This window comes from Streptomyces sp. NPDC098781 (genome assembly GCF_044759995.1).
Lineage (GTDB): Bacteria > Actinomycetota > Actinomycetes > Streptomycetales > Streptomycetaceae > Streptomyces.
This window is the reverse complement of record NZ_JBIWAK010000001.1, coordinates 19,079-39,934: the sequence shown is the minus strand read 5'-3', so window position 1 is coordinate 39,934 and position 20,856 is coordinate 19,079. Positions and strand designations below refer to the sequence as shown.

The 20,856-nt window shown below is 71.1% G+C and carries 21 protein-coding genes; 9 read left to right on the top strand and 12 right to left on the bottom strand.

Annotated features, from left to right (window positions below):
• Window positions 1-2 precede the first annotated feature (2 nt).
• Together ACIQWG_RS00185 and ACIQWG_RS00180 are read left to right on the top strand one after the other, a co-directional pair.
• A complete protein-coding gene (locus ACIQWG_RS00185; protein WP_404090723.1) occupies window positions 3-686 on the top strand; it encodes a pyridoxamine 5'-phosphate oxidase family protein in 684 nt (227 codons plus the stop codon).
• Complete coding sequence (locus ACIQWG_RS00180) at window positions 686-1,318, top strand: FMN-binding negative transcriptional regulator (protein ID WP_404088536.1); 633 nt, start codon at window positions 686-688, stop codon at window positions 1,316-1,318. Before ACIQWG_RS00185 ends, ACIQWG_RS00180 begins: the two co-directional genes overlap by 1 nt.
• Window positions 1,319-1,375: 57 nt before the next feature.
• Here ACIQWG_RS00180 and ACIQWG_RS00175 read toward each other — a convergent pair whose 3' ends face one another.
• The 3 genes from ACIQWG_RS00175 to ACIQWG_RS00165 form a co-directional block, all read right to left on the bottom strand.
• A complete protein-coding gene (locus tag ACIQWG_RS00175) occupies window positions 1,376-2,335 on the bottom strand; it encodes a DMT family transporter (RefSeq protein ID WP_404088533.1) in 960 nt (319 codons plus the stop codon).
• 175 nt (window positions 2,336-2,510) lie between these two features.
• Window positions 2,511-3,515: an EamA family transporter gene (locus ACIQWG_RS00170; RefSeq protein ID WP_404088530.1), complete on the bottom strand. Its 1,005-nt coding sequence runs from the start codon at window positions 3,513-3,515 to the stop codon at window positions 2,511-2,513.
• A gap of 256 nt (window positions 3,516-3,771) precedes the next feature.
• The gene (locus ACIQWG_RS00165) at window positions 3,772-4,332 is read right to left on the bottom strand and encodes a Clp protease N-terminal domain-containing protein (RefSeq protein WP_404088528.1); all 561 of its coding nucleotides are present in this window, start codon (window positions 4,330-4,332) and stop codon (window positions 3,772-3,774) included.
• 302 nt (window positions 4,333-4,634) lie between these two features.
• On the opposite strand from ACIQWG_RS00165, the gene ACIQWG_RS00160 reads away from it, so the two are divergent.
• Window positions 4,635-5,069, top strand: coding sequence for an SRPBCC family protein (locus tag ACIQWG_RS00160; protein WP_404088525.1), 435 nt, complete (start codon window positions 4,635-4,637; stop codon window positions 5,067-5,069).
• Window positions 5,070-5,153: 84 nt separating this feature from the next.
• On the opposite strand, the gene ACIQWG_RS00155 is transcribed toward ACIQWG_RS00160, so the two are convergent.
• Window positions 5,154-5,771, bottom strand: coding sequence for a PadR family transcriptional regulator (locus tag ACIQWG_RS00155; protein WP_404088522.1), 618 nt, complete (start codon window positions 5,769-5,771; stop codon window positions 5,154-5,156).
• Between the two features lie 260 nt (window positions 5,772-6,031).
• On the opposite strand from ACIQWG_RS00155, the gene ACIQWG_RS00150 reads away from it, so the two are divergent.
• Window positions 6,032-6,841, top strand: a complete 810-nt coding sequence (locus ACIQWG_RS00150; RefSeq protein WP_404088519.1) for a PhzF family phenazine biosynthesis protein — start codon at window positions 6,032-6,034, stop codon at window positions 6,839-6,841.
• A gap of 75 nt (window positions 6,842-6,916) precedes the next feature.
• On the opposite strand, the gene ACIQWG_RS00145 is transcribed toward ACIQWG_RS00150, so the two are convergent.
• Window positions 6,917-7,717, bottom strand: coding sequence for a CPBP family intramembrane glutamic endopeptidase (locus tag ACIQWG_RS00145; protein ID WP_404088516.1), 801 nt, complete (start codon window positions 7,715-7,717; stop codon window positions 6,917-6,919).
• A gap of 192 nt (window positions 7,718-7,909) precedes the next feature.
• On the opposite strand from ACIQWG_RS00145, the gene ACIQWG_RS00140 reads away from it, so the two are divergent.
• A complete protein-coding gene (locus ACIQWG_RS00140) occupies window positions 7,910-9,697 on the top strand; it encodes a substrate-binding and VWA domain-containing protein (RefSeq protein WP_404088513.1) in 1,788 nt (595 codons plus the stop codon).
• 23 nt (window positions 9,698-9,720) lie between these two features.
• Here the strand turns inward: ACIQWG_RS00140 and ACIQWG_RS00135 are convergent, their stop codons facing one another.
• A complete protein-coding gene (locus ACIQWG_RS00135) occupies window positions 9,721-11,238 on the bottom strand; it encodes a glutamate-cysteine ligase family protein (RefSeq protein ID WP_404088510.1) in 1,518 nt (505 codons plus the stop codon).
• Window positions 11,239-11,368: 130 nt separating this feature from the next.
• On the opposite strand from ACIQWG_RS00135, the gene ACIQWG_RS00130 reads away from it, so the two are divergent.
• The 3 genes from ACIQWG_RS00130 (at window position 11,369) to ACIQWG_RS00120 (ending at window position 13,164) form a co-directional block, all read left to right on the top strand.
• The gene (locus ACIQWG_RS00130) at window positions 11,369-11,542 is read left to right on the top strand and encodes a hypothetical protein (protein WP_404088507.1); all 174 of its coding nucleotides are present in this window, start codon (window positions 11,369-11,371) and stop codon (window positions 11,540-11,542) included.
• A 254-nt stretch (window positions 11,543-11,796) separates the two neighbouring features.
• Window positions 11,797-12,399, top strand: coding sequence for a hypothetical protein (locus tag ACIQWG_RS00125; RefSeq protein WP_404088504.1), 603 nt, complete (start codon window positions 11,797-11,799; stop codon window positions 12,397-12,399).
• Window positions 12,400-12,957: 558 nt separating this feature from the next.
• Window positions 12,958-13,164, top strand: coding sequence for a DUF5999 family protein (locus ACIQWG_RS00120; RefSeq protein ID WP_404088501.1), 207 nt, complete (start codon window positions 12,958-12,960; stop codon window positions 13,162-13,164).
• Between the two features lie 198 nt (window positions 13,165-13,362).
• Here the strand turns inward: ACIQWG_RS00120 and ACIQWG_RS00115 are convergent, their stop codons facing one another.
• From ACIQWG_RS00115 to ACIQWG_RS00090, 6 genes are all read right to left on the bottom strand, one after another.
• Window positions 13,363-14,397, bottom strand: a complete 1,035-nt coding sequence (locus tag ACIQWG_RS00115) for an endo-1,4-beta-xylanase (protein ID WP_404088498.1) — start codon at window positions 14,395-14,397, stop codon at window positions 13,363-13,365.
• A 55-nt stretch (window positions 14,398-14,452) separates the two neighbouring features.
• Window positions 14,453-15,283, bottom strand: coding sequence for a carbohydrate ABC transporter permease (locus ACIQWG_RS00110; RefSeq protein ID WP_404088495.1), 831 nt, complete (start codon window positions 15,281-15,283; stop codon window positions 14,453-14,455).
• Window positions 15,280-16,278 carry a carbohydrate ABC transporter permease gene (locus tag ACIQWG_RS00105; RefSeq protein ID WP_404088491.1) on the bottom strand — a complete coding sequence of 333 codons (999 nt, stop codon included), beginning with the start codon at window positions 16,276-16,278 and terminating at the stop codon, window positions 15,280-15,282. Before ACIQWG_RS00105 ends, ACIQWG_RS00110 begins: the two co-directional genes overlap by 4 nt.
• 6 nt (window positions 16,279-16,284) lie before the next feature.
• Window positions 16,285-17,580 carry an extracellular solute-binding protein gene (locus ACIQWG_RS00100; protein WP_404088489.1) on the bottom strand — a complete coding sequence of 432 codons (1,296 nt, stop codon included), beginning with the start codon at window positions 17,578-17,580 and terminating at the stop codon, window positions 16,285-16,287.
• 368 nt (window positions 17,581-17,948) lie between these two features.
• Window positions 17,949-19,283, bottom strand: coding sequence for a diaminopimelate decarboxylase (gene lysA / locus ACIQWG_RS00095; RefSeq protein WP_404088486.1), 1,335 nt, complete (start codon window positions 19,281-19,283; stop codon window positions 17,949-17,951).
• Window positions 19,284-19,296: 13 nt separating this feature from the next.
• Window positions 19,297-19,767 (bottom strand): SAV_915 family protein, encoded by a 471-nt coding sequence (locus tag ACIQWG_RS00090; protein ID WP_404088483.1) that lies wholly within the window; start codon window positions 19,765-19,767, stop codon window positions 19,297-19,299.
• Between the two features lie 449 nt (window positions 19,768-20,216).
• Between ACIQWG_RS00090 and ACIQWG_RS00085 the strand changes: the two genes are divergently transcribed.
• A complete protein-coding gene (locus tag ACIQWG_RS00085; RefSeq protein ID WP_404088481.1) occupies window positions 20,217-20,765 on the top strand; it encodes a universal stress protein in 549 nt (182 codons plus the stop codon).
• Window positions 20,766-20,856: the final 91 nt, after the last annotated feature.

Below are 20,856 nucleotides of genomic sequence, written 5' to 3'. Positions count from 1 at the left end.
CAATGCAGGGGCTCCCGCAGCCGACGTCGCAGCCCGCCGCCTACCGGAAGACCGACCGCACCGTCCCCACCCGCTCCGCCGAGCGCGCGGTGTACGACAAGGAACTGGTCCACGCGATCCTCGACGAGGCCTACGTCTGCCACCTCGGCTTTGTCCGCGACGGTGCGCCCGTGGTGCTGCCGACGCTGTTCGGCCGGGTCGGCGAGACGCTCTACGTGCACGGGTCCACGGGCTCGCGCCCGCTGCGGATGACCGGTCAGGCCGACCCGGGACTGCCCGTGTGCCTGACCGTCACGCACGTCGACGCCCTGATCCTGGCCCGCTCGGCCTTCCACCACTCGATCAACTACCGGTCGGTGGTCGTGCACGGCACGGCGTACGACGTGACGGACCCGGAGGAGAAGCGCGTCGCGCTCGACGCGCTCGTCGACCATGTGGTGCCCGGCCGCGCCCGTGACTCCCGTCCGGCCAACAAGAAGGAACTGGCCGCGACCGCGGTGATCCGCCTCGACCTGAACGAGGTCTCCGCCAAGCTGCGCACCGGCGGCGTGAACGACGAGCCCGAGGACCTCGCCCTCCCCCACTGGGCCGGCGTCGTCCCGCTGCGCAAGGGCTACGCGACCCCGGTCGGGGACCCCGACCTGGCGCCCGACACCGAACTCCCCGACTATCTCAAGGCCCTGTAATGCTGATCCACCCCTGGGACGCGCCCCGCGACGACGCCGAGTGGCAACAATGGCTCAGCGTCCACGACTTCGGCCAACTCGTGGTCAACGGGCTGGACGGCGAGCCACCGCACGTCCAGCCGCTGCACTTCACCTACGACGCAGGCCGCGGCGAGGCCGTGACGCATCTGGCCCGCCCCAACCCGATATGGCCCGCCCTGCTGGCGAACCCCGAGGTCGTGCTGAGCGTGGTCGACGACTACGTCTACGTGCCCGGTCCCTGGCAGGCGGGACCGGAACAGCCGACCGAGCACGGCGTACCGACCAGTTTCTACGCGGCGGTCCAACTCCGGTGCCGGGCCCATGTCGTGGACGACCTCGCCGAGAAGGCCGAGCTGCTCAACCGACAGGTCGGCCACTTCCAGCCGGAGGGCGGCTCGGCGAAGGTGGCGGTCGGGGATGCGCCGTACGGCAGGCTGCTGCCCGGCATCCGCGGACTGCGGCTCGAAGTCACCGGTGTGCGGGCGAAGTTCAAGTTCGGCGGCAGGCGGTCCGAGGAGGTCCAGGACCGGATCGCGGGGAACCTGGCGGGGCGGTCGGGACCGCGGGACGAAGCGGCCCGCGGGCACATGCTGCGCCGCCGCCCGGCCTGAGCAGGCGCCGCTCGGACCGGCGGGTCCCGCGCCGTGCGGCGCGGGACCCCCGGGACGTCACGCCGGAACCGGTTCCCGCTCCCGTCGCACCCCGCGCGTCTCCGCCACCGCCAGGCCGGCGACCGAGCCGAGCATGAGCAGAGTGCCGGCCAGGGTCGGCGCCGTCAGGTGCTCACCGAGCAGGACGACCGCGAGCACCGCCGCGCTCACCGGTTCCAGCAGCATGATCACGGACACGGTGGCCGACCGTACGGCGGCCGCGCCCGCGAAGTAGAGCGCGTAGGCGAGGGCCGTGGGGATCGCCGCGATGTACGCCAGCAGCCAGCCGAGCCGGACCGGATCGACCGTGTGCGGGACGAGCCCCTCGACCAGGGCGAACGGCAGCAGGCACAGGCTGGTGACCGCGAAGGCCCACACCGAGGTGTCGCCGGCGTCCGCCCCGCCGTCGCGGCCCCACCTGCGGGTCAGCAGGGTCATCACCGAGTACGCGGCCGCCGAGACCAGCGCGAGCAGCACACCCCAGGGCCGTACGGTCGCCCCCTCGCCGCCCAGCGTGAGCACCGCGAGACCGGTGAGCGCGCCGGCCGCGGCGACGGCGCCCCCACGGCCGAGCCGCTCCCCCAGCGTCAGCCGGGCGCCGAGCGCGATGAACACGGGACCGGCGCCGAGGGTGACCACGGTGCCCACGGCCAGTCCGGTGGCCTGCACCGCGGCGAAGTAGGCCGTCTGGAACACGGCGAGACCGGCCCCCGTGGCCCCGGCCCGCAGTGCCTTGCGGGCGAGGGGCTCGGAGGTGGTGCGCCGGGGGCGCGGGCGCAGCAGCCGGACGGCGACCAGCAGCACGAAGCCGACCGCGCAGCGCCAGAAGGACAGGGCGATCGGCCCCATGTCACTGGCCCGGTAGACCAGTGAGGCGGCCGCGCCCGCGGTGCCCCAGGCGGCACCGGCGACGACCAGGTAGACGAGGCCGCGCCCGATGGGCAGGCCGGAGAGAGGGGTTGATGAGGTGTTCGACACGAGTTCGTTCTCCGCAGACGTGCAGAAGTTCTGGGAGGAGCCCGGCTGAGCGGGTCCATGGACTTCGTCTGCGGGCAGCACCGTTCGGCCCGGCGTGACGCCGGGCGGTGTACCGGAGGGCCCGCCTCAGGCGGCCGGAGGCGGAAGAACGAGCGTCGAAGGCATGATCGGCAGCCTAGGCGACGTTCCCGCGGGCGGACAACTCGCGTTCCGGGCCACCGCTCGCCACCGGCTCGACGGAGGTCTTGGCCGGCGCCGACGACTGGGCGATGAACGCCCCTGCCAGCACGACCGCACCGCCCACGATCTGCGGCGCGGAGAGATGCTCGCCGAGCAGGAACCACGCGAGGACGGTCGCGATGACCGCCTCCAGGCAGGCCACGACCCCAGCGACCTGCGGGGAGAGCCGTCGCACGGAGACCACGCCGGTGACGTAGGCGATCACCGTGGCGACCAGCACGATCCAGGCCAGCAGCAGGGCGGCCGAGACCGGGGTGCCGTCCATGTGGGCGGTGCCCGCGAGGACCGACCAGTCCATGCGCCAGGGGCGGGCCACGACGGTCAGGACGGCGGCGCCGACCAGCAGGCCGTAGGCGATGACGCCGAGCGGGTCCGGAGCCCGGTCGCCGGAGTCGCTGCCCTGGTCGGACAGGACGAAGTAGCCGACCTGGCAGCAGGCGGCGCCGAGCGCGAGGAGCAGGCCGAGGGCGTCGAAGCTCAGGCCCGACCAGACCTCGACGACACAGGCGAGACCGCCGACCGCGAGGATCACGCCGACGGCGGCGGCGCGGGTCACCGGCCGGCGTTGCACGAACCGCACCCAGCCGAGGACCAGGGCGGGCGCGAGATACTCGACGAGCAGCGCCACCCCGACCGGTATCCGGGAGATCGAGGCGAAGTAGAACGCCTGCACACCGGCCACGCCGAGCAGACCGAACCCGGCGAGCAGCGCGGGGCGGCTGCGCACCAGCGAACGGTGGCGCACGGCGAGCGGCAGCATCACTAGCGCGGCGCCGGCCACGCGCAGCCACACCACGTGGAGCGGGTCGAGGCCCGCCTCGATCAGCGGCTTGGCCGCCACACCGGAACCCCCGAAGGCGACCGCGGACCCGATCGCCAGACCGAGCCCCACACCCTTGCCGCGGCCGACCTGACCGCTCTCAGACTTGCGCACCGGCACATGATGACAGGCGTTGACAGGAGCGTCACCCCCATTGACACCTGTCTCGATCCTTGGACGGGCGGGCGAGGTCGCCGGGGGAGGGAGGGAGAGGAGGGAGAGGAGGGAGAGGAGCTGAGGCAGCCGGACGGGGCTGTGGAAAGCGAGGCCGGGCTATCGGGCGTGGCTGTCGGGCGACTCTTCCTCGCCGCCGTTGCTGTCGGGCGACTTCCCCCCGCCGCGGTCGCTGTCGGCCGGTCCTCGCCCGCCGCCGTAGCTATCGGCCGGTCTCACCACCGCCGACATACTCGTCCCGACGCCCGTCGATACGCGCGCGCAGAGCGTTCGCGTCCACGCCCGCCCGGCCGAGCACCTCGACGGCGCGCGCCTGGGGGTCCGCCACGATCGCCGCGAGCAGATCGATGCCGCGGGCCTGGGCGTCGCCGCGGTGGGCGGCGCGGCGGCAGGCGTCCCGCATCGCGCTCGCGGCCAGCGGGGAGAAGCCCTCGCCGTGCATCACCACGGGCACCGCGCCGGAGTCCTCGACCGCGCCCTGCCAGCGCAGGCCGTAGCCGATGCTGCGCTGCACGAGGTAGCCGAGCAGGCGGGCGATCTGGGGCCCTTCACCGAAGACGGCATAGACATCGGGGTCGTGCTCCAGCAGCGAGTGCAGCAGGTGAGCCGTGTCGATCTGCCGGTCCCCGTCCCTGACCGCCCGGCGCCGGGCACCGGTCACCACCGCTGCCAGCTCATCACTGAGCCTGGCATCGTCCGCCGGGGCGTCCGGGCGTCGGCAGTCCTGTTCCTGGTCGGACTGCCGGGGGATTCGGGGTTGCACATCCCTTACCCCATCAGCCTCACCGAGCCGAGTCATCGCCGAGGGGAAGCATTTTCGGGTCCCACACTGAGTGGAGTCCGGCGGCCGAAATCTCCTCCCTACGGATGAGATCAGGCCGAACGAACCGAGGGGCGCGCGTCGCCTTGCGATGCGCGCCCCTTGCGGCACCCCTGGCGTCCGCCTCCCGCATGGGCCTGCGTGTCCGACGCCTCCACAAATTCTGACGGTTCATCAGTATTGAATGTTCCGGGCCCCACGGCTACGTTCCGCGACACCGTAGCCCGAGTCGAAGGGGTGGTCGCATGGCCGAAGTCAGCACGGAGGCACGTATCGAGGCGCCGGCCGAGAAGATCTGGGCACAGCTGACGGACTGGTCGGCGTACGGGCAGTGGAACGCCACCCACACCAGCTTCCCGAGCGGCGGCCCCACCACTCTCGAAGTGGGCGGGACCTTCCAGGAGAACATGAAGCTGATGGGGTTCCCGGCCGAGGTCGAGTGGACCATCGAGGAACTGGAGCCCGCGCGGGTGCTCGCGATCCGCGGCAAGGGCCCGATGGCCGTGACCGTGGCCACGCGTTACACCCTCACCCCGGACGCCGACGGCGCCGGCACGGTCGTACGCATCGACGGGGAGTTCACGGGCGCGGCGGTGTCGCTGATGGCGGGCAAGCTCAAGGATTCGGCGACGGCGGCGCTGAACGAGTCGCTGCGCAAGCTGGCGGGTCTGGTCACCTGATCCGCCACGCGGTACGCACGAAGGCGCCCCGCGCAATGCTCCGCGGGGCGCCTTCACTTACGGCGGGGAGGCCGCCGGTGCCGTTCAGTCCTCGTCGGCGAGGATCAGGTACAGCTTCTTGCGGGCGTCGTTGATGACAGCCAGCGCCTTGTCGCGCTGGTCCTTGCTGCCCGTCTTCCAGACCTGGCCGAAGGCCTCCATCAGACCGAAGCCGGCCTGCCGGATCTCACCGAGGGCCTCCCAGTCGACGCCACGGGAGGCTTCCTCCCAGGGCGCCTCGGGACCGGCCTCGGCGGCCTCGCGGCCCGAGTCGGTGAGCGAGAACAGCTTCTTGCCGCCCTCGGTCTCGCTGGCGATCAGGCCCTCGTCCTCCAGCAGCTGGAGGGTGGGGTACACCGAGCCGGGGCTGGGCTTCCACGCCCCGCCGCTGCGCTCGGCGATCTCCTGGATCATCTCGTAGCCGTGCATGGGGCGGTCCTTCAGCAGGGCGAGGATCGACGCCCGCACGTCTCCGCGCCGCGCCCTCCCTCGGGGCCCGCCTCGACCCCTTGGCCCCCAAGGGCCGGGGCCGAATCCAGGCCCACCGAAACCGGGACCACCACCGGGCCCGAAGGGTCCGAAGGCGCCACGAAGCCCCTCGAAACCACCTCGGCCGTGGTGACCGTGCCCACCGTGTCCACGCTCGTATCCATGGGAACGCATCGCAATCACTCCATTCCATCGTTGATCTGTCGCGATGCGTCAACGATATATCGGAACTGTTCACGTGGCAAGGGTCCGCCGACTGCGGGCGACACGCCCCGCGCGGTTGCAGGCGAAGTCAGCGCAGGCCCAGCACCACCCTCCCCATGGCCACCTCGCAACCCACCCAAAGCCCCGCCTCCCCTCTCCCTCCGAATTCGGTCCAGCACCCCCGGATTGGCCTTGGCCACCCCCTCTCCCCACCCCCTACCGTCGGCGCCATGCGGATTCGAATCGTCGATGCCTTCTCCGACCGTCCCTTCGGCGGCAACCCGGCCGGGGTGCTGCTGCTCGACGGCTTCCCCGAGGACGACTGGCTGCGGAACGTGGCCATGGAGGTCAATCACGCCGAGACGGCGTTCGCGCACCCGCTGCCCCCGGGCGGCGAAGCCGACTGGGCGCTGCGGTGGTTCACGCCGGTCACGGAGGTGGCGCTGTGCGGGCACGCCACGCTCGCCACGGCCCATGTGCTGCACAGCACCGGCGCCCACGAGGGGCCCGTGCGGTTCGCCACCCGCAGTGGCGTGCTCGTCGCCGCGCCCCGCGAGGACGGGTCGATCACACTCGACTTCCCGACGGCCCCGCTCACGCCCGTCGAAGTCCCGGAGGGAGTCGCGCAGGCACTGGGTGCCGAGCCGCGCGTCGCCCTCGACACCGGCCCGGACGTCGGCGACCTGCTCCTCGAACTCGCCGACGAGAAGACGGTCCACGCGCTGACCCCGGACCTCAGAGCTCTCGGCGCCTACTCCCGGCGCGGCATCATCGCCACCGCCCGCGCCGAGGACCCCACCCGCGGCTACGACTTCGTCTCCCGCTGCTTCTTCCCGAACGTCGGCATCGACGAGGACCCGGTCACCGGCAGCGCCCACACGGCTCTCGCGCCCTTCTGGTCCGAGCGCCTCGGCCGGCCGGAGCTCACCGGCCTCCAGGCCTCCCGCCGCTCCGGCCGCGTCCACACCGAGCTGCGCGGCGACCGCACCCTGCTGAGCGGCCGCGCCGTGACCGTCATCGAGGGCGAGTTGAACGCCTGACCCGCCTCCCACCCGAGCACGCCGAAGGGGGCGTACGACGGTCTCGTACGCCCCCTTCGCCCCCTCAGATCCGCGTCAGGCCGTTGGCAGCCAGTCCACCTTCCCCGCCAGCAGCGCATAGCCGACGAACGCCCCTATGTCGAGCAGGGAATGCGCCACGACCAGCGGGCCCACCCGGCCCCACCGCCGGTACAGGTAGACGAAGACCACACCCATCGCCATGTTGCCGAGGAAGCCGCCGATGCCCTGATAGAGGTGGTACGAGCCGCGCAGTACGGAACTGGCCACCAGCGCGGTGCCGGGCGTCCAGCCCAACTGGCCCAGCCGGCGCAGCAGATAGCCGACGACGATGACCTCTTCGAGGACCGCGTTCTGGATCGCCGAGAGGATCAACACCGGGTACTTCCACCACACGTCGGGCAGCGCCTCGGGCACCACCGTGAGGTTGAAGCCGAGCCCACGGGCGGCCAGATAGAAGGCGATTCCGGTGCTGCCGATCACCGCCGCGATCGCCGCGCCCCGGCCGAGGTCCGGCCAGGGCCGGGTCCGGTCGAAGCCGAGCGTGCGCAGGCTCGCGCCCTCCCGCATGAGGAAGTGCGCGACCAGCGCGACCGGCACCAGCGCGGTGGTGATCCCGAACAGCTGCCAGGCGAGATCCAGCCATGGACGCCCCGGCGCGGCCGAGGCGTTGAGGGTGGCGGCCTGGTCCTTCAGGCCACCCGGTTTGGTGACGGAGCCGACAAAACTGATCAGGGCGGACACACCGCTCGCACCGAGCGAAAGCCCCAGAACGAGCAGCGTCTCGTCCCGGAGAATCCGTCGCGAGGGCCGCTCATGCGGAAAAGATTCGGCCACGGGCCCTGCCTCGCCCTGCACTCCAGCCTCCAGTTGGGTAATCCCGCCTCATCCTCATCGTCGCCCCGCTAGGGTCTCGAAAGCAGTTACGAAGACCGTGCGCGACAGGCCGTTGGGGGGTCGGCGCCGTACGGGGCGTGCCGCCCCTCTGCCTGCCATACGGCCGGACTCCGGCACGTGGTTCAACAGGCAGCAGGGAGGGGCACGACCGTCATGGGACGTCACAGCTTGCCCGATCAGTATGGGGCGGGCGGCAGCGGCCCCCGTCGCCACGATCCCCGTAGCCGTGGGCGCCGCCGCACGCTGGCCGTCGCGACGGCTCTCGTCCTGACCGTGGCCGGTGGCACGGCCGCCGCGATCCGCGGCGGGCTGCTCTCCTTCGGCTCTTCCTGCCAGGACGACGCGGTACGGCTGACCGTGGCCGCCTCGCCCGACCTGGCCCCGGCCCTCGAAACGGCGGCACAGCGGGCGCGGGAGGCGGACCTCACCTCCGACGGGCGATGCGTCGCCGTGACCGTGACCGCGCGCGAGTCGTACGAGGTCGCCGAGACGCTCCTGGCGGACAAGGACCCCGGTGCCGAGGTGTGGGTGCCCGACTCGGAACTGTGGCTCCAGCGGCTCACCGTGGACGGCGGCACGGCCGACGTCTCCACGGTGGGCCATGTCGCCTCCTCGCCGGTCGGGGTGGCCATGGTGCCGACGGCCGCGAAGTCGCTGGGGTGGCCACAGCGGACGTACGACTGGCTGGGGCTGGCCGGCGCCGCCCTGCGCGGCGACTCGCTCCGGCTCGGCGCGGCCGACCCCGCGCGCAGCGCGACCGGGCTGCTGGCCCTCTCCCGGCTGAGCACGGCCGCCGGCCGGACCGAGGACGGGAAGACGCGGGCCGCGGGGATGATGAAGGCGCTGTCGCGGCGGGTCTCGGACAGTGACGGCCAGGTCCTGGAGACGCTGCCGCGCGACTCCTCGGGCACCGAGCAGGGCAATCCGAGGCGCAACCAGGCGCTGATGGTCAGCGAGCGAACGGCGTACATGTACAACTCGGCCGCCGGCGGCGCCGACAGCCTGGACTTCTTCTACCCGAAGGACGGTTCGCCCCGGCTCGACTACCCGTACGCCCTGCTCGACCAGACCGGGCTGACCACCGACGAGAGCCGGGCGGCGATCCGGTTCATGAGCTATCTGCGCGATCCCCGGCAGCTGAGGCTGCTGGAGCGGCACGGATTTCGCACCTCGGACGACGAGGTGCCGGACACGCTGGTGACCCGGGCCGGCGGCAGCACCCCGCAGCCGTACGCGGAGCCCGCCGGGCGCCCGGATTCAGCGGTCGCGGTCCAGGAGACGCTCGGCGTGTGGACGATCACCGTGCAGAGCGCGCGGATCACGACGGTCGTGGACGCCTCCGCCTCCATGGCCGAGCCGGTACCGGGCAGCGGGCGGTCACGGATGGACGTGACGAAGGCGTCGCTGTCGCGGGCCCTGGAGACGTTCACGGCCGAGGACGAGGTCGGCCTGTGGGACTTCGCCACCGAGCTGGACGGCGACAAGGACTACCGCGTCCTGGTGCCGACCGAGCGGCTCGACGACCGGAAGGGCACCGGCACCCAGCGCGACCGGCTGTCGGCGGCCTTCGACGACCTGGCGCCGGTCCCGGACGGCGCCACCGGCCTGTACGACACCACGCTCGCCGCGTACCGGGCGGCGACCGGCTCCTACGCCGAGGGCAGGTTCAACGCGCTGGTCGTCCTCACCGACGGCGTGAACGAGGACCCCGGCAGCGCCTCCCGCGCCGACCTCATCGCGCGCTTGCAGCGCCTCACCGACCCCGAACGCCCGGTCCCCCTCATCATGATCGCCGTCGGCCCCGACGCCGACCGCGAAGAGGCGAACCGGATAGCCGAGGCCACGGGCGGCTCCGGCCACGAGGTGACGGACCCGGCGCAGATCCAGTCGGTGATCCTGAAGGCGATCGTGGGGGCGGCGTCACCGGGCGAGCCGGGCTGACGCGAGGTGTCCGCGTCCCGGCGTCACCCCAGTGGCACCGGCTCCAGCAACCCCACCGGCCACATGTGCACCGGATCGCCGCGATGCATCAGCTCGCGGTACCGCCGCGTCGTCGCCGCGAGCGCCGCGTCCCGCGACAGCCCCGACTCCAGGGCCCGGTGGAAGGTCGCCGCCTGCCAGGACGCGCCGTTCATACGCCGGCGGCAGCGCTCCTCGATGACGCCGAGATAGCGGTCCCGGTCGGCCGGCTCCACCCCCCACGCGTCCAGTCCGGCCTCGGCCAGCGGCAGCAGTTCGTCGCGTACGAGGCTCACCGCGTCGACCTCGGTGGTGCCGCCGTAGCGTCCGCGGCGGGGCCAGGTCAGCCGGGCGTCGATGCCGTGCTTGCACGCCGCGTCGAAGTTGGCGGCCGCCGCCTCGAAGGGCATCCGGGTCCACACCGGCCGCGACTCCTCGGCGAGGGCGCGGACGACGCCGTAGTAGAAGGCCGCGTTGGCGATGACGTCCGTGATGGTGGGCCCGGCGGGCAGCACGCGGTTCTCCACCCGCAGGTGGGGGACGCCGTCGGCGATGCCGTAGACCGGACGGTTCCAGCGGTACACGGTGCCGTTGTGCAGGACGAGTTCGGCGAGGCTCGGTACGCCACCGGCGTCGAGGACGTCGAGCGGGTTCTCGTCGTCGCAGATCGGCAACAGGGCCGGGAAGTAGCGCAGGTTCTCCTCGAAGAGGTCGTAGGCCGAGGTCACCCACCGCTCCCCGAACCAGGTGCGCGGTCGCACGCCTTGGGCCTGGAGCTCGGGCGGGCGGGTGTCGGTGGACTGCTGGAACAGCGGCGGCCGGGACTCGCGCCACAGCTCACGCCCGAAGAGGAAGGGCGAGTTGGCGCCGATGGCGACCTGCACCGCGGCGACCGCCTGGGCCGCGTTCCACACGTCGGCGAAGCGGCCCGGGGTGACCTGGAGGTGCAGTTGCACGGAGGTGCAGGCGGCCTCGGGGGCGATGGACTTCGAGGTGCAGGTCAGGCGCTCCACGCCGTCGATGTCCAGCGTGAACTCCTCACCGCGGGCGGCCACGATCTGATCGTTGAGGAGGACGTAGCGATCCACGTCGGAGAGGTTGGAGGAGACCAGGTCGTCGCGGTCGAGCGTCGGCAGAATGCCGATCATCACGATTCCCGCGTCGACCTCACCGGCCTTTCGGTCGGCATATGCCAACGACGTCCGGAGTTCCTCGTCCAGCCGATCGAATACCCGCCCCTGCAATCGATGTGGGGCGATGTTGACTTCCAGATTGAACATGGCGAGTTCTGTTTGGAAATCACGGCTCGCGATCCGCTCCAGTACCTGTCCGTTCAACATTTTCGGCATACCGTCGGCGCCGGCGAGATTCAATTCGATCTCCAGCCCCATGAGGTTCTTGGGGCGATCGAACCGCTTCTCCGCCAGCAGTCGCTCCAGGCCCGTCAGGCACTGCCGCAGCTTCTCGCGGTAGCGCTGCCGATCGGACAGATCGAAGCGACCTGCCACGACCTTCTCCCCCATCGATGCTTCCCTCCTCGGATGGGCGGGCCGAGGATCCGGCCCCCCGGTCTCCCGGGTCAGGTTGGATGATGCCCAGCCGAAGCGATCGATAACGTCCCGTGCGAAGCCGGCGGCCGCTACTCTGTCGGATGTGACCGGTGGCACATTCAGCGGGCATGATGCAGTATGCAGTTTCGGACGGCTCAGCGGCCTCGTGAAAAACGCCGACGAGAATTGGCCGTCCGCGCCCGACACGTTTTACGAGGTCATCGCCACCGCACCCGCCGGGAATCGGGATGATTCCCGCATTTCCGCGACCGATTGACTCCTTGCCGAGTGCACCGAAAGCGGTTAGACGAAACATCGTCTGAACACTCGTCGTATAAACTTCACAATCAAGGCAGAGGGTTGGCACCCGCGGTCCCAGACCTGCCGTCCCGGTGACGTGCGGCAGGCCTCACTCATCCCCCTTGCACCCAGACCCGGCCCCCGCCTCTCTGACCTCCGTGAGCTGACAGCGCCGTCCGCCCCCGCCCCGCCCTCGCGCCACTGTGCCTGTCCAATGAGAGGCGACCCACCATGCCCCTGCATGTCCCCCCGGCTCCCGCGCCCGCACTTCGCTCCGTCCTCACCGCGCTCGGCTCCCCGACCGCGGTGACCGAGGCCCGAACGCCCTCCCTGCGCGCCGCCCAGGGGCCCGCCACCCCCGAACTCCCGCTGCCCGTCCACGTCCTGGACGAGTTCACCCCCGCCGGCGTGTCCGCGACGCGGCTGGCCGGGTGGCGTTTCCTGATCCGGTGCGGCGAGCGCGCGGTGGCCGCGGCCGAGACCCGGCTGACCCCGGACGGCTGGACCTTCTCGCACTTCTTCGAGGGTCCCTACATCGCCTCGACCGAGCGCGCGCTGCGCCAGGCCGAGACGATCGCCCAGCCCTGCCAGCCCCGCCTGCTGTCCTTCCCGGGCCTCTACATGCTCGCCCTCTGGCTGCACGGCGACTGCACCGCGGACGGCGCCACCGGGCACCCCGACCCGGCCGACATCCTGGTGCCGCTGGCCCCGGCCCCGCCCGGCATCGCGGCCCATGTGCCGCACCGCGTCGCCGAGCTGCTCCCGGTGCTCACCCATCGGGCGACCCCGGCCCCGCTTCCGCCGCTGCCCCCGCTGCTCGGCTCCCCCGCCTGACAGCACGGCCCGCGCGAGCGCCCTCGTACCCCGCCGCCCATTTCCGGGTGGCGGGGTACGACGCTGTTCGGCAAGGGGATTAGGCTCGTACCGGACAACAGGAAACACTTACGTACGAGCCGTAAACCACTCACAGGAGCCGTAAAACACTCGTACGAGCCGTGAATCCCTCGCGCGAGCAACAATGCACTCGTACGAGCGAGAAAGTACTCGCCTGAGCGCGAAAAGGCGTGCCCGCGAGGAATGTTTCGCTCGCGCGAGCGACAATACGCTCGAACGAGCCCCGCGGAACCCCTGGCCCACACGGACTAGCCCCATCCGGCCACTGCGAACCACCCGAAGTGACAGTGGAGTTGGGATGAACCGTCCGCGTGGGTGATGCGTCATCAACCTGTGAGAAAGCGGTGCTGCGAAATCCCTGCGGATCGACGCTCGTGGGGCAACACTGGGTTCCGACCGACTTATCACAACGGGGGAGCGGCCATGAACGAGGCTTCACGCCGCGAGACAGACAAGACAGCCATCTCACAGATCACGACAGAGCGAAAGATCCCATCCATGTGCCAGCACCAGCCGCCGTGCCCGACAGCCGAATCCGCCGACCGGGAATCCGCCCGTCTCATGGCGCACCACCCGGAGCAGGGATGGAGCCTGCTGTGCAACGGCGTTCTGCTCTTCGAGGACACCGGTGAGCTCCTGCCCGACGGCCAGATCATCGCCCCGCACCGTCCACTGGGCGCCGGCAAGGTGATGACCGCCGCGTAGCACCTCCCGGCAGACCACGCCGGAGACCCCGCACCACCGGGCGGCACGACGGACGCCCGGAGTACTCCCAGGGGCCGGTCGCAGACTCTCACTGCGAGCCGGCCCCGACGTGTGTCCGGGGTCCCTCACGCACCGTAGCGCGCCGTGTGTCCCGGGCGACCCTCGTACCGCCGCCCGGGACACGCGGCCGACGGTGGCCTACCCGAGCGCCTCCCGCAGCGCGAAGTAAGCCGGCTTGGGCCGCAGCTCCTCGTCCCAGGGCAGCGCGGCGCCCTCCCCCGGGAAGAACGCCGGTATCCAGCTGTACCGGTCCGTGTAGTCCCAGACCGTGATCCCCACACACCGGCGCACCGCCAGACACGCCTCGGTCATGTCCCGGTACCAGTCGGCCTGCCGCGCCAGCTTCTCGGCGGTCGCGGGCAGTTGCATCCGTACGTCGACCTCGGTGAGCGCGGTGTCCAGGCCGAGGCGGGCGAAGCGGCGGAGGTTGTCCTCCAGCGAGGTCGGATAGCCGTACTGGAGCGCGAGATGGGTCTGGAGACCGAAGCCGTGCAGCGGGACACCCTCGGCCTTCAGCTCCTTGGCCAGCGCGTAGTAGGCGTCGCTCTTCGGGCCGGTCCCCTCGACGTTGTAATCGTTGAGGTAGAGCTTGGCGCGCGGATCGGCCTGGTGGGCCCAGCGCAGGGCGTCGGCTATGTAGCCGGGGCCGAGCGTCTTGTAGAAGATCGTCTCGCGGTACGTGCCGTCCTCGTTGAACGCCTCGTTGACGACGTCCCAGGCGTGGATCCGGCCCCGGTAGTGCCGCACCTCGGTCTGGATGTGCTTCTTCAGTACGGCCCGCAGCTCGGCCGCGGTCCACTCGCGGCCGGTGAGCCAGCCGGGCAACTGACTGTGCCAGACGAGCGTGTGGCCGCGGATCTTCTGGTGGTGGGCTCGGGCGAGGTCGACGATCTCGTCGCCCGCGGAGAAGTCGAACACGCCCTGCTGGGGTTCGGTGGCGTACCACTTCATGCCGTTGCCGGGAGTGATCTGGTCGAACTCGCTGCCGAGGAGCGCCTTGTACGGCTCGTCGACCAGTTCGGGGTTGTCGGTCGCGCTGCCGAAGTAGCGGCCGTGGCGCTGGGCGAGCTCGGCGAGGGTGGGCCGGCTGTCGTGGGCCTCGGCGGCCGGGACGGTGAACGCGACCAGGGCGGCGGCGACCGCTCCGGCCAGTCTGAGACGGTTCTTGCGCATGGTGCGACTCCTCACGTCGCGGATGTGTGGGCAGTCGTACGTCCGCCCGCGCGCGTCATCCCTTGGTGGCGCCGGCGGTGAGGCCGCCGACGAGCTGGCGCTCGGCGACCGAGTAGAAGGCGAGCGCGGGGACCATGGCCAGGACCAGGTAGGCGAAGACGCGGGCATAGTCCGCGGAGTACTGGCCCTGGAACTGCTGGACACCGATGGGGATGGTCCACCAGGTGGAGTCGGTGAACACCAGCAGGGGCAGGAAGAAGTTGTTCCAGCTGGTGACGACGGCGAGCACCGAGACGGTGCCCAGCGCGGGCCGCGCCATCGGCAGCAGCACCCGCCAGAAGAACCCGAAGGAGCTGCACCCGTCGAGCGTCGCGGCCTCCTCCAACTCGCCCGGGATCTCCCGGAAGAAGCCCCGCAGGATGATGATGGTCATCGGCAGTCCGAAGGCGGCCTGCGGGAGGATCACACCGAGCGGGTTGTCCAGCAGGCCCATCGAGCGCAGCAGCAGGAACAGGGGCAGCGCCGCCACCGCGAACGGGAACATCAGGCCCATCGTGAACAGGGTGAACAGCGTCTCCCGCCCCCGGAAGGCGAAGCGCGCAAAGGAGAACGCGGAGAGCGCGGACACGGCGACGACGAGCACGGTCGTACCCACCGCGATCAGCGTGCTGTTTCCCATCAGCCGCCAGAAGTCCCCCGAGCCGAGGATGCTCGTGTAGTTCCCCGTCACCCAGGACTCCGGCAGTCCGACCGGGTTGCGGGAGAGCTCGTCGGTGGACTTGAAGCCGGACAGCACGGCGTAGAGCAGCGGGGCGACCATCACCGCGCCGACCACCACGAGAATCACATGCAGCGGCAGGCTCTTCCTGCCGGTCCTGGCCGTCACTTGGCGCCTCCCCGCATCGTCGTGGCGGCTCCTTCGAGGTCGCGGCGGAGCACGAACCGCTGGTAGGCGAGGGCGAAGACGAGGCTGATGCCGAACATGACCACGCTGATCGCGCCGGCGTAGCCGACCTGGTAGCGCTTGAAGCCGTACTGGAACATGGTCACGGCCATCGTCTCGGAGTGGTGGTCGGGGCCGCCCGCGGTGGTCACCCAGACCAGGTCGAAGAGCTGGATCGACCCGATCACGGACAGGAACACGCTGATCCGGAGGGTGGGCGCGAGCAGCGGCAGGGTCACACCGCGGAAGCGCTGCCACGCGTTCGCGCCGTCGATCAGCGCGGCCTCGGTCAACTCCCGTGGAACGGACTGGAGTCCGGCCAGGTAGAGCATCATGTGGAAGCCGAAGTACTTCCACGTCATGACCAGGAACAGGGTGGCCATCACGGTGGACGGGTCGGCGAACCACTCCCCGCCGAGCCCGTCGAGGCCGATGCCGCCGAGGATCTGATCGGCGAGGCCGTCGTCGGGGGCGAAGATCATGGCGAACAGCACGCCGGTGATCGCCTCGGACAGGACGTACGGTCCGAAGAACAGCATCCGATAGAAGGCCCGGCCGCGCAGCCGCTGGTTGAGCAGTACGGCCATGGCGAGCGCGAACGGCAGCTGGACGGCCAGGGACAGCACGACCAGGAGCAGACAGCGCCACAGGTCGCCGAGGAAGACGGGGTCCTGGAAGAGCCGGGTGAAGTTGTCACCGCCGATGAAGTCGGACGGCATGCCGAAGCCGCCCCAGCGGAAGAAGGCCGCGTACAGGGCGAACAGCATCGGCAGCAGCACGAGGAGGAGGAACAGCACCAGCGCGGGCACCTGGAAGCCGACCGCGGTGAGCCAGTGCAGCGCCCGACGCCGGGCCCGCCCCCGGGCCGAGTCGGCGGACGGGGGCGGGAGTTCGACGCCGGGGCCGGTCCGCTCGTCCGGCAGGAAGGTGGAGGTCATCGCCGGCTACTGCTCTTCCTTCGCGGTCTTCGTGATCGACTCGGCCACCTGCTGCGGGGACTTGGAGCCGGCGATCAGCGCGCCGACGCTGTCGTTGACCTCCTGTCCGACAGCGGGCGCGTAGGCCTGGTCCAGGTAGAGCTGGAAGCCGGTTGCGGCCTTCAACTGTTCCTGTACGGCCTTGATGTTGGGGTCGGTGAGGGCGCTCTCGGCGGCCGGGACCACCGGGATGACGCCGGTCTTCTTGACCAGTTCCACGTCCGTGGCCTCGGAGGCGAAGAACTCCAGGAAGTCGACGGCCTCCTGCGGCGCCCCGCTGCGCAGCGCGTGTCCGCCGCCCCCGCCGAACACCTCGGTGATCGTGCCCTTGCCGCCGTCGACCGCCGGGAACGGGAAGAAGCCGAGGTCGTCTCCGAGGCCCTTGCCGGCGTCGGCCTGGACGACCGGGGCCCACTGGCCCATCAGTTCCATCGCCGCCTTGCCGTTGCCGACGGTCGCGGCCTGGCCGGTCGGGCTGGAGTAGGCGGCGCCGAGGAAGCCCTTCTGGAAGGGCTGGAGGTCGACCAGCTCCTGGAGGTGCTGACCGGCCTGGACGAAGGCGTCGCCGGTGAAGTCCTTGTCGTCGTACGCCTTCTGGAGCGCGGCGGCACCGGCGGTGCGCATCGCGAGGTAGGCCCAGTAGTACATGCCGGGCCACTTCTCCTTGCCCGCAAGGGCGAGCGGGGTGGTGCCCTTGGCCTTCAACATCCGCACGGCGTCGAGGAAGCCGCTCCAGGTGGTCGGCGGCTCGGTGACACCGGCGTCCTTGAATCGCGCCTTGTTGTACCAGAAGCCGATCATGCCTATGTCGAACGGGATGCCGTACACCTTCTCGTCGAGGACATACGGCTCCTTCGCGACCGGCAGCAGTCCGTCGGCGAAGTCCTTGGTCCGGTCCGTCAGGTCCTCGACGAGCCCGGCGTCCACCTGCTGCCTCAGGACGCCGCCGCCCCAGGTGTGGAAGATGTCGGGCAGCTTCCCGGAGGCGGTCAGCGCGGTCATCTTCGATTTGTAGGCGTCGTTCTCCAACTGGACGATCTTCACCTTGACCTTGGGGTTCTGGTCCTCGAACTTCTTGGCCAGCGCGGCCCAGACGCCCTTGGTCGGCTCGGTGGTGGAGATGTTCCACCACTCGATGGTGGTCGTGCCGTCCGACGACCCTCCGTCCGAATCGCCGCCGCATCCGCTCAGTGCCGTCACGCCCACACCGGCCGCGGCGGAGGCCGCCAGGAATCCGCGGCGGGACAGTCCCGGGTCGCCCATCTTGCGCTCCTTGGGTACGGGACGGCTCGTCCGTGGCCGTCCTCCGGATCGCCTGGATCGAAAGTTTCGAAGTAGATCCAGAAAGCTGCGTTGCTGCCGCACCCTAGAGACAGCCGCCGAAGGGTGGCAACCCCTTGTGCGCGGTCAATCTGCGGCCAACTGGCAAGCCCTGAAGGGAGGACGGGCGTTGGGGGTCTGTTCGCCACCGACACGACGAAACATTCGTAATGAGCAACGAACTTTACGAGACCCTGCAAAGACCGCGCGTGCTGCGCGCGACCAGGGCGAGTCGCACGGTGAAGGGCCGGTACGCGATCAGCCTCCGGACGGGCATCCCTCGTCCGGAGGCTGATCGGGTGACGCTGCTGCTACAGGCCCACGTCCCGACTGCGGAAGTCCTCCAGGGACTCGCGGCGGATCAGGAGCCGGGCGTGGCCGTCGCGCACCGCGACGACCGGCGGGCGGCCCACCATGTTGTAGCCGGACGCCATGGACAGGTGGTAGGCGCCGGCCGCCGGGACGGCGAGCAGGTCTCCGGGACGGATGTCGTCGGGGAGTTCGACGTCGGCGGCGAGGATGTCACCGGCCTCGCAGTGGCGGCCCACCACGGTCACCGGGGCCGGGGTGGCGGTGCTGTGCCGGCCCACCAGCCGGGGCGCGTAGCGCACCCCGTAGAGCGCGGGCCGGGGGTTGTCGCTCATGCCGCCGTCCACGGCGACGTAGGTGTGCGCGCCGGTCCGCTTCACGGAGAGGACGTGGTAGAGCGCGACACCCGCCGGGCCCGCGATGGCCCGTCCCGGCTCGATGAGCAGGCGAGGCACGGTGAGCCCGGCCGCCGTGCATGCCTCGGCGAGCTCGGTGCGTACCCTGCGGGCCAGCGTGGTGAGGTCCAGGGCGGGTTCGCCCGGCCGGTAGGCGATGCCGTGTCCGCCGCCCAGGTCGAGTTCGCGCAGGACCAGGCCGTGCTGCTCGTACAGCCGGGCCATCAGGCCGACCATCCGGCGTACGGCGGCCAGATAGGGCTTGACGCTGGTGATCTGGGAGCCCAAGTGGCAGTGCAGCCCGGTCAGTTCGAGCTGCGGCTGGTCGAGTATCCGGGCGATGGCGTGCTGGGCGTAGCCGTCCCGGATGGACAGTCCGAACTTCTGGTCCTCGGTGCCGGTACGGATCTTGTCGTGTCCGCCGGCGCTGATACCGGGCACGACACGGACCATCACCTTCTGGTGACCGTCGGGTCCGACCGCCGCGGCCAGCCGGGCGATCTCGGAGGGGCTGTCGATGACGATCCGGCCGACCCCCAGGCGCAGCGCCAGCTCCAGGTCCCGCGGGGACTTGGCGTTGCCGTGCAGCACGATCCGCTCCGCCGGGAAGCCGGTGGTGACCGCGAGCTCCAGCTCACCGGCCGAGCAGACGTCCAGTCCCAGGTCCTCCTCGGCCATCCAGTGGACCATCGCCCGGCACAGGAACGCCTTGGCCGCGTACAGGACTTCGGCCTCGGGAAAAGCGTGCTTGTAGGTGCGGCAGCGCTCTCGTACCTCGCCCTCGTCGATGACGTACACGGGCGTGCCGAAACGGTCGGCGACCTCGGCGAGCGGCACTCCGCCGACGGTGATGTCGCCCTCGCGGGACTCGACGGTCGAGGCCGGCCACACGGAGAGGGCGTCGGCCACGGTGGTCACCGCGGGTTCGTGAACGGTGGTCATCCTGTGCTCCCCCTCAGCCGATCCACAGGGCAAGCGCGGAGACGAGCGCCGCGGCGCCGGTCACGCGCAGCGCTCCGACGGCCTGGGGATCCCAGGCTCCGTCACGGAATCGGGGGCCCTGGTGCGGCTCCCCGGGCGCTCGGTGCGGCGCGGAGTTCGACGGCATGGGGGCAGGTGCGGGGCCCGAGGTCGGGGTCGGCGCCGGGGCGCAGAACTGAGGGTCCACCGTCACGGTGGTGACGCCGAGCGGGGCGATCAGGGACCGCAGGGCGGGCTCGGCGAGCCGGATCCAGCGCTGGTCGGCGCCGAGGGTCGCGGTCAGTCTCGGCCGCGAGGTGAACCCCACGGCCGTACGGTCGCCGAGGGGCGTACGGAAGAGGCGGGCCGCGCACGCGGCCTGTCCCGGCCGGACCGGAACGTACAGGAGGCCGGCCGGGAACCGTTCAGAGGGCTCCGGGTCTTCGTCGTACTGGATGTCTGCCATGGGTTCCTCCGGGTGGGTCCGAGTCGGGCCCGGGTTTGATCCGAGGCGGAATCAGGGCGATCCGCGGGGATCGGGTGGGTTGCTCGATGCCCCGGCCGCGGGGAGGCGGACCGGGGCGTGGCAGTGACGCTATGCCCGGTGCCCCCGGGTTCCGGACCGCTCGTAACACGATGCTGACGAAGACCGGCCGGACATTGACGGGATGCTGACGCCCCGGCCGGCGGCCCCTGCGGAAGCGCCGTCAGAGGTGCGTCATGAACGGCGGCCGGGGCTGGCCGCGGGGCCGCGGCGGGCGTCTGATGGCGCGTGATGCACCGACGGGCGTGCGCGAGGAGCGGGCGCGAAGCATCCGTGCGCGATGCGTCCGGGAACGGAGCGTCCGTGCGACGCGCGCATCACGTACGACCGAACCAAACGCACAGTGCCGAAACGCATAGAACGGTGAAGTCATGTCTGGTGACGACGACCGCCCCGCGAGCCCCCGCGTGGTGGTGGGCGTGAGCGGCTCCCTGGGCAGTGTCACCGCTCTGTCCCGGGCCGCCGACGAGGCGAGGCGGCGCGGCGCCGAGTTGTGGCCGGTGCTCGCGTGGCAGCCACCGGGCGGGGACCTCGCCTCCCGGCGGGGTCCGGCCACGAGCCTGCCCGCCGAAGAGTGGCGGCGACTGGCACGGGAACGGCTGCTGGGGATCCTGGACGATGTGTTCGGCGACACCGGCCCGGGCGTGTGGATGTACGCGGTGGTCGCCCACGGCACGCCGGGGGCGGCGCTGGTGGAGGTCGCCGACCGGGAGGAGGACATCCTGGTCGTCGGCACCGGCCGCCGCGACCCCTGGCACCGCGTGAGCCACCGTTCGGTGACCCGATACTGCCTCGCCCATGCCGCCTGCCCGGTCCTGGCGGTGCCGCCGTCCCCGCTGGAGTCGGAACTGGCGGCCGTACGTCGCCGCAACGCCTGGCGGCGGCTGGACGCCAGGGACTTGACGGAGGAAGGCACCTGAGCGGTGGCCGTGGCCGAATCGGCCCTGGAGACGAGCACACGCACGATGACGCTGTGTATCCACCCCGGAAGGAACCCCAGGCGCCACCCAT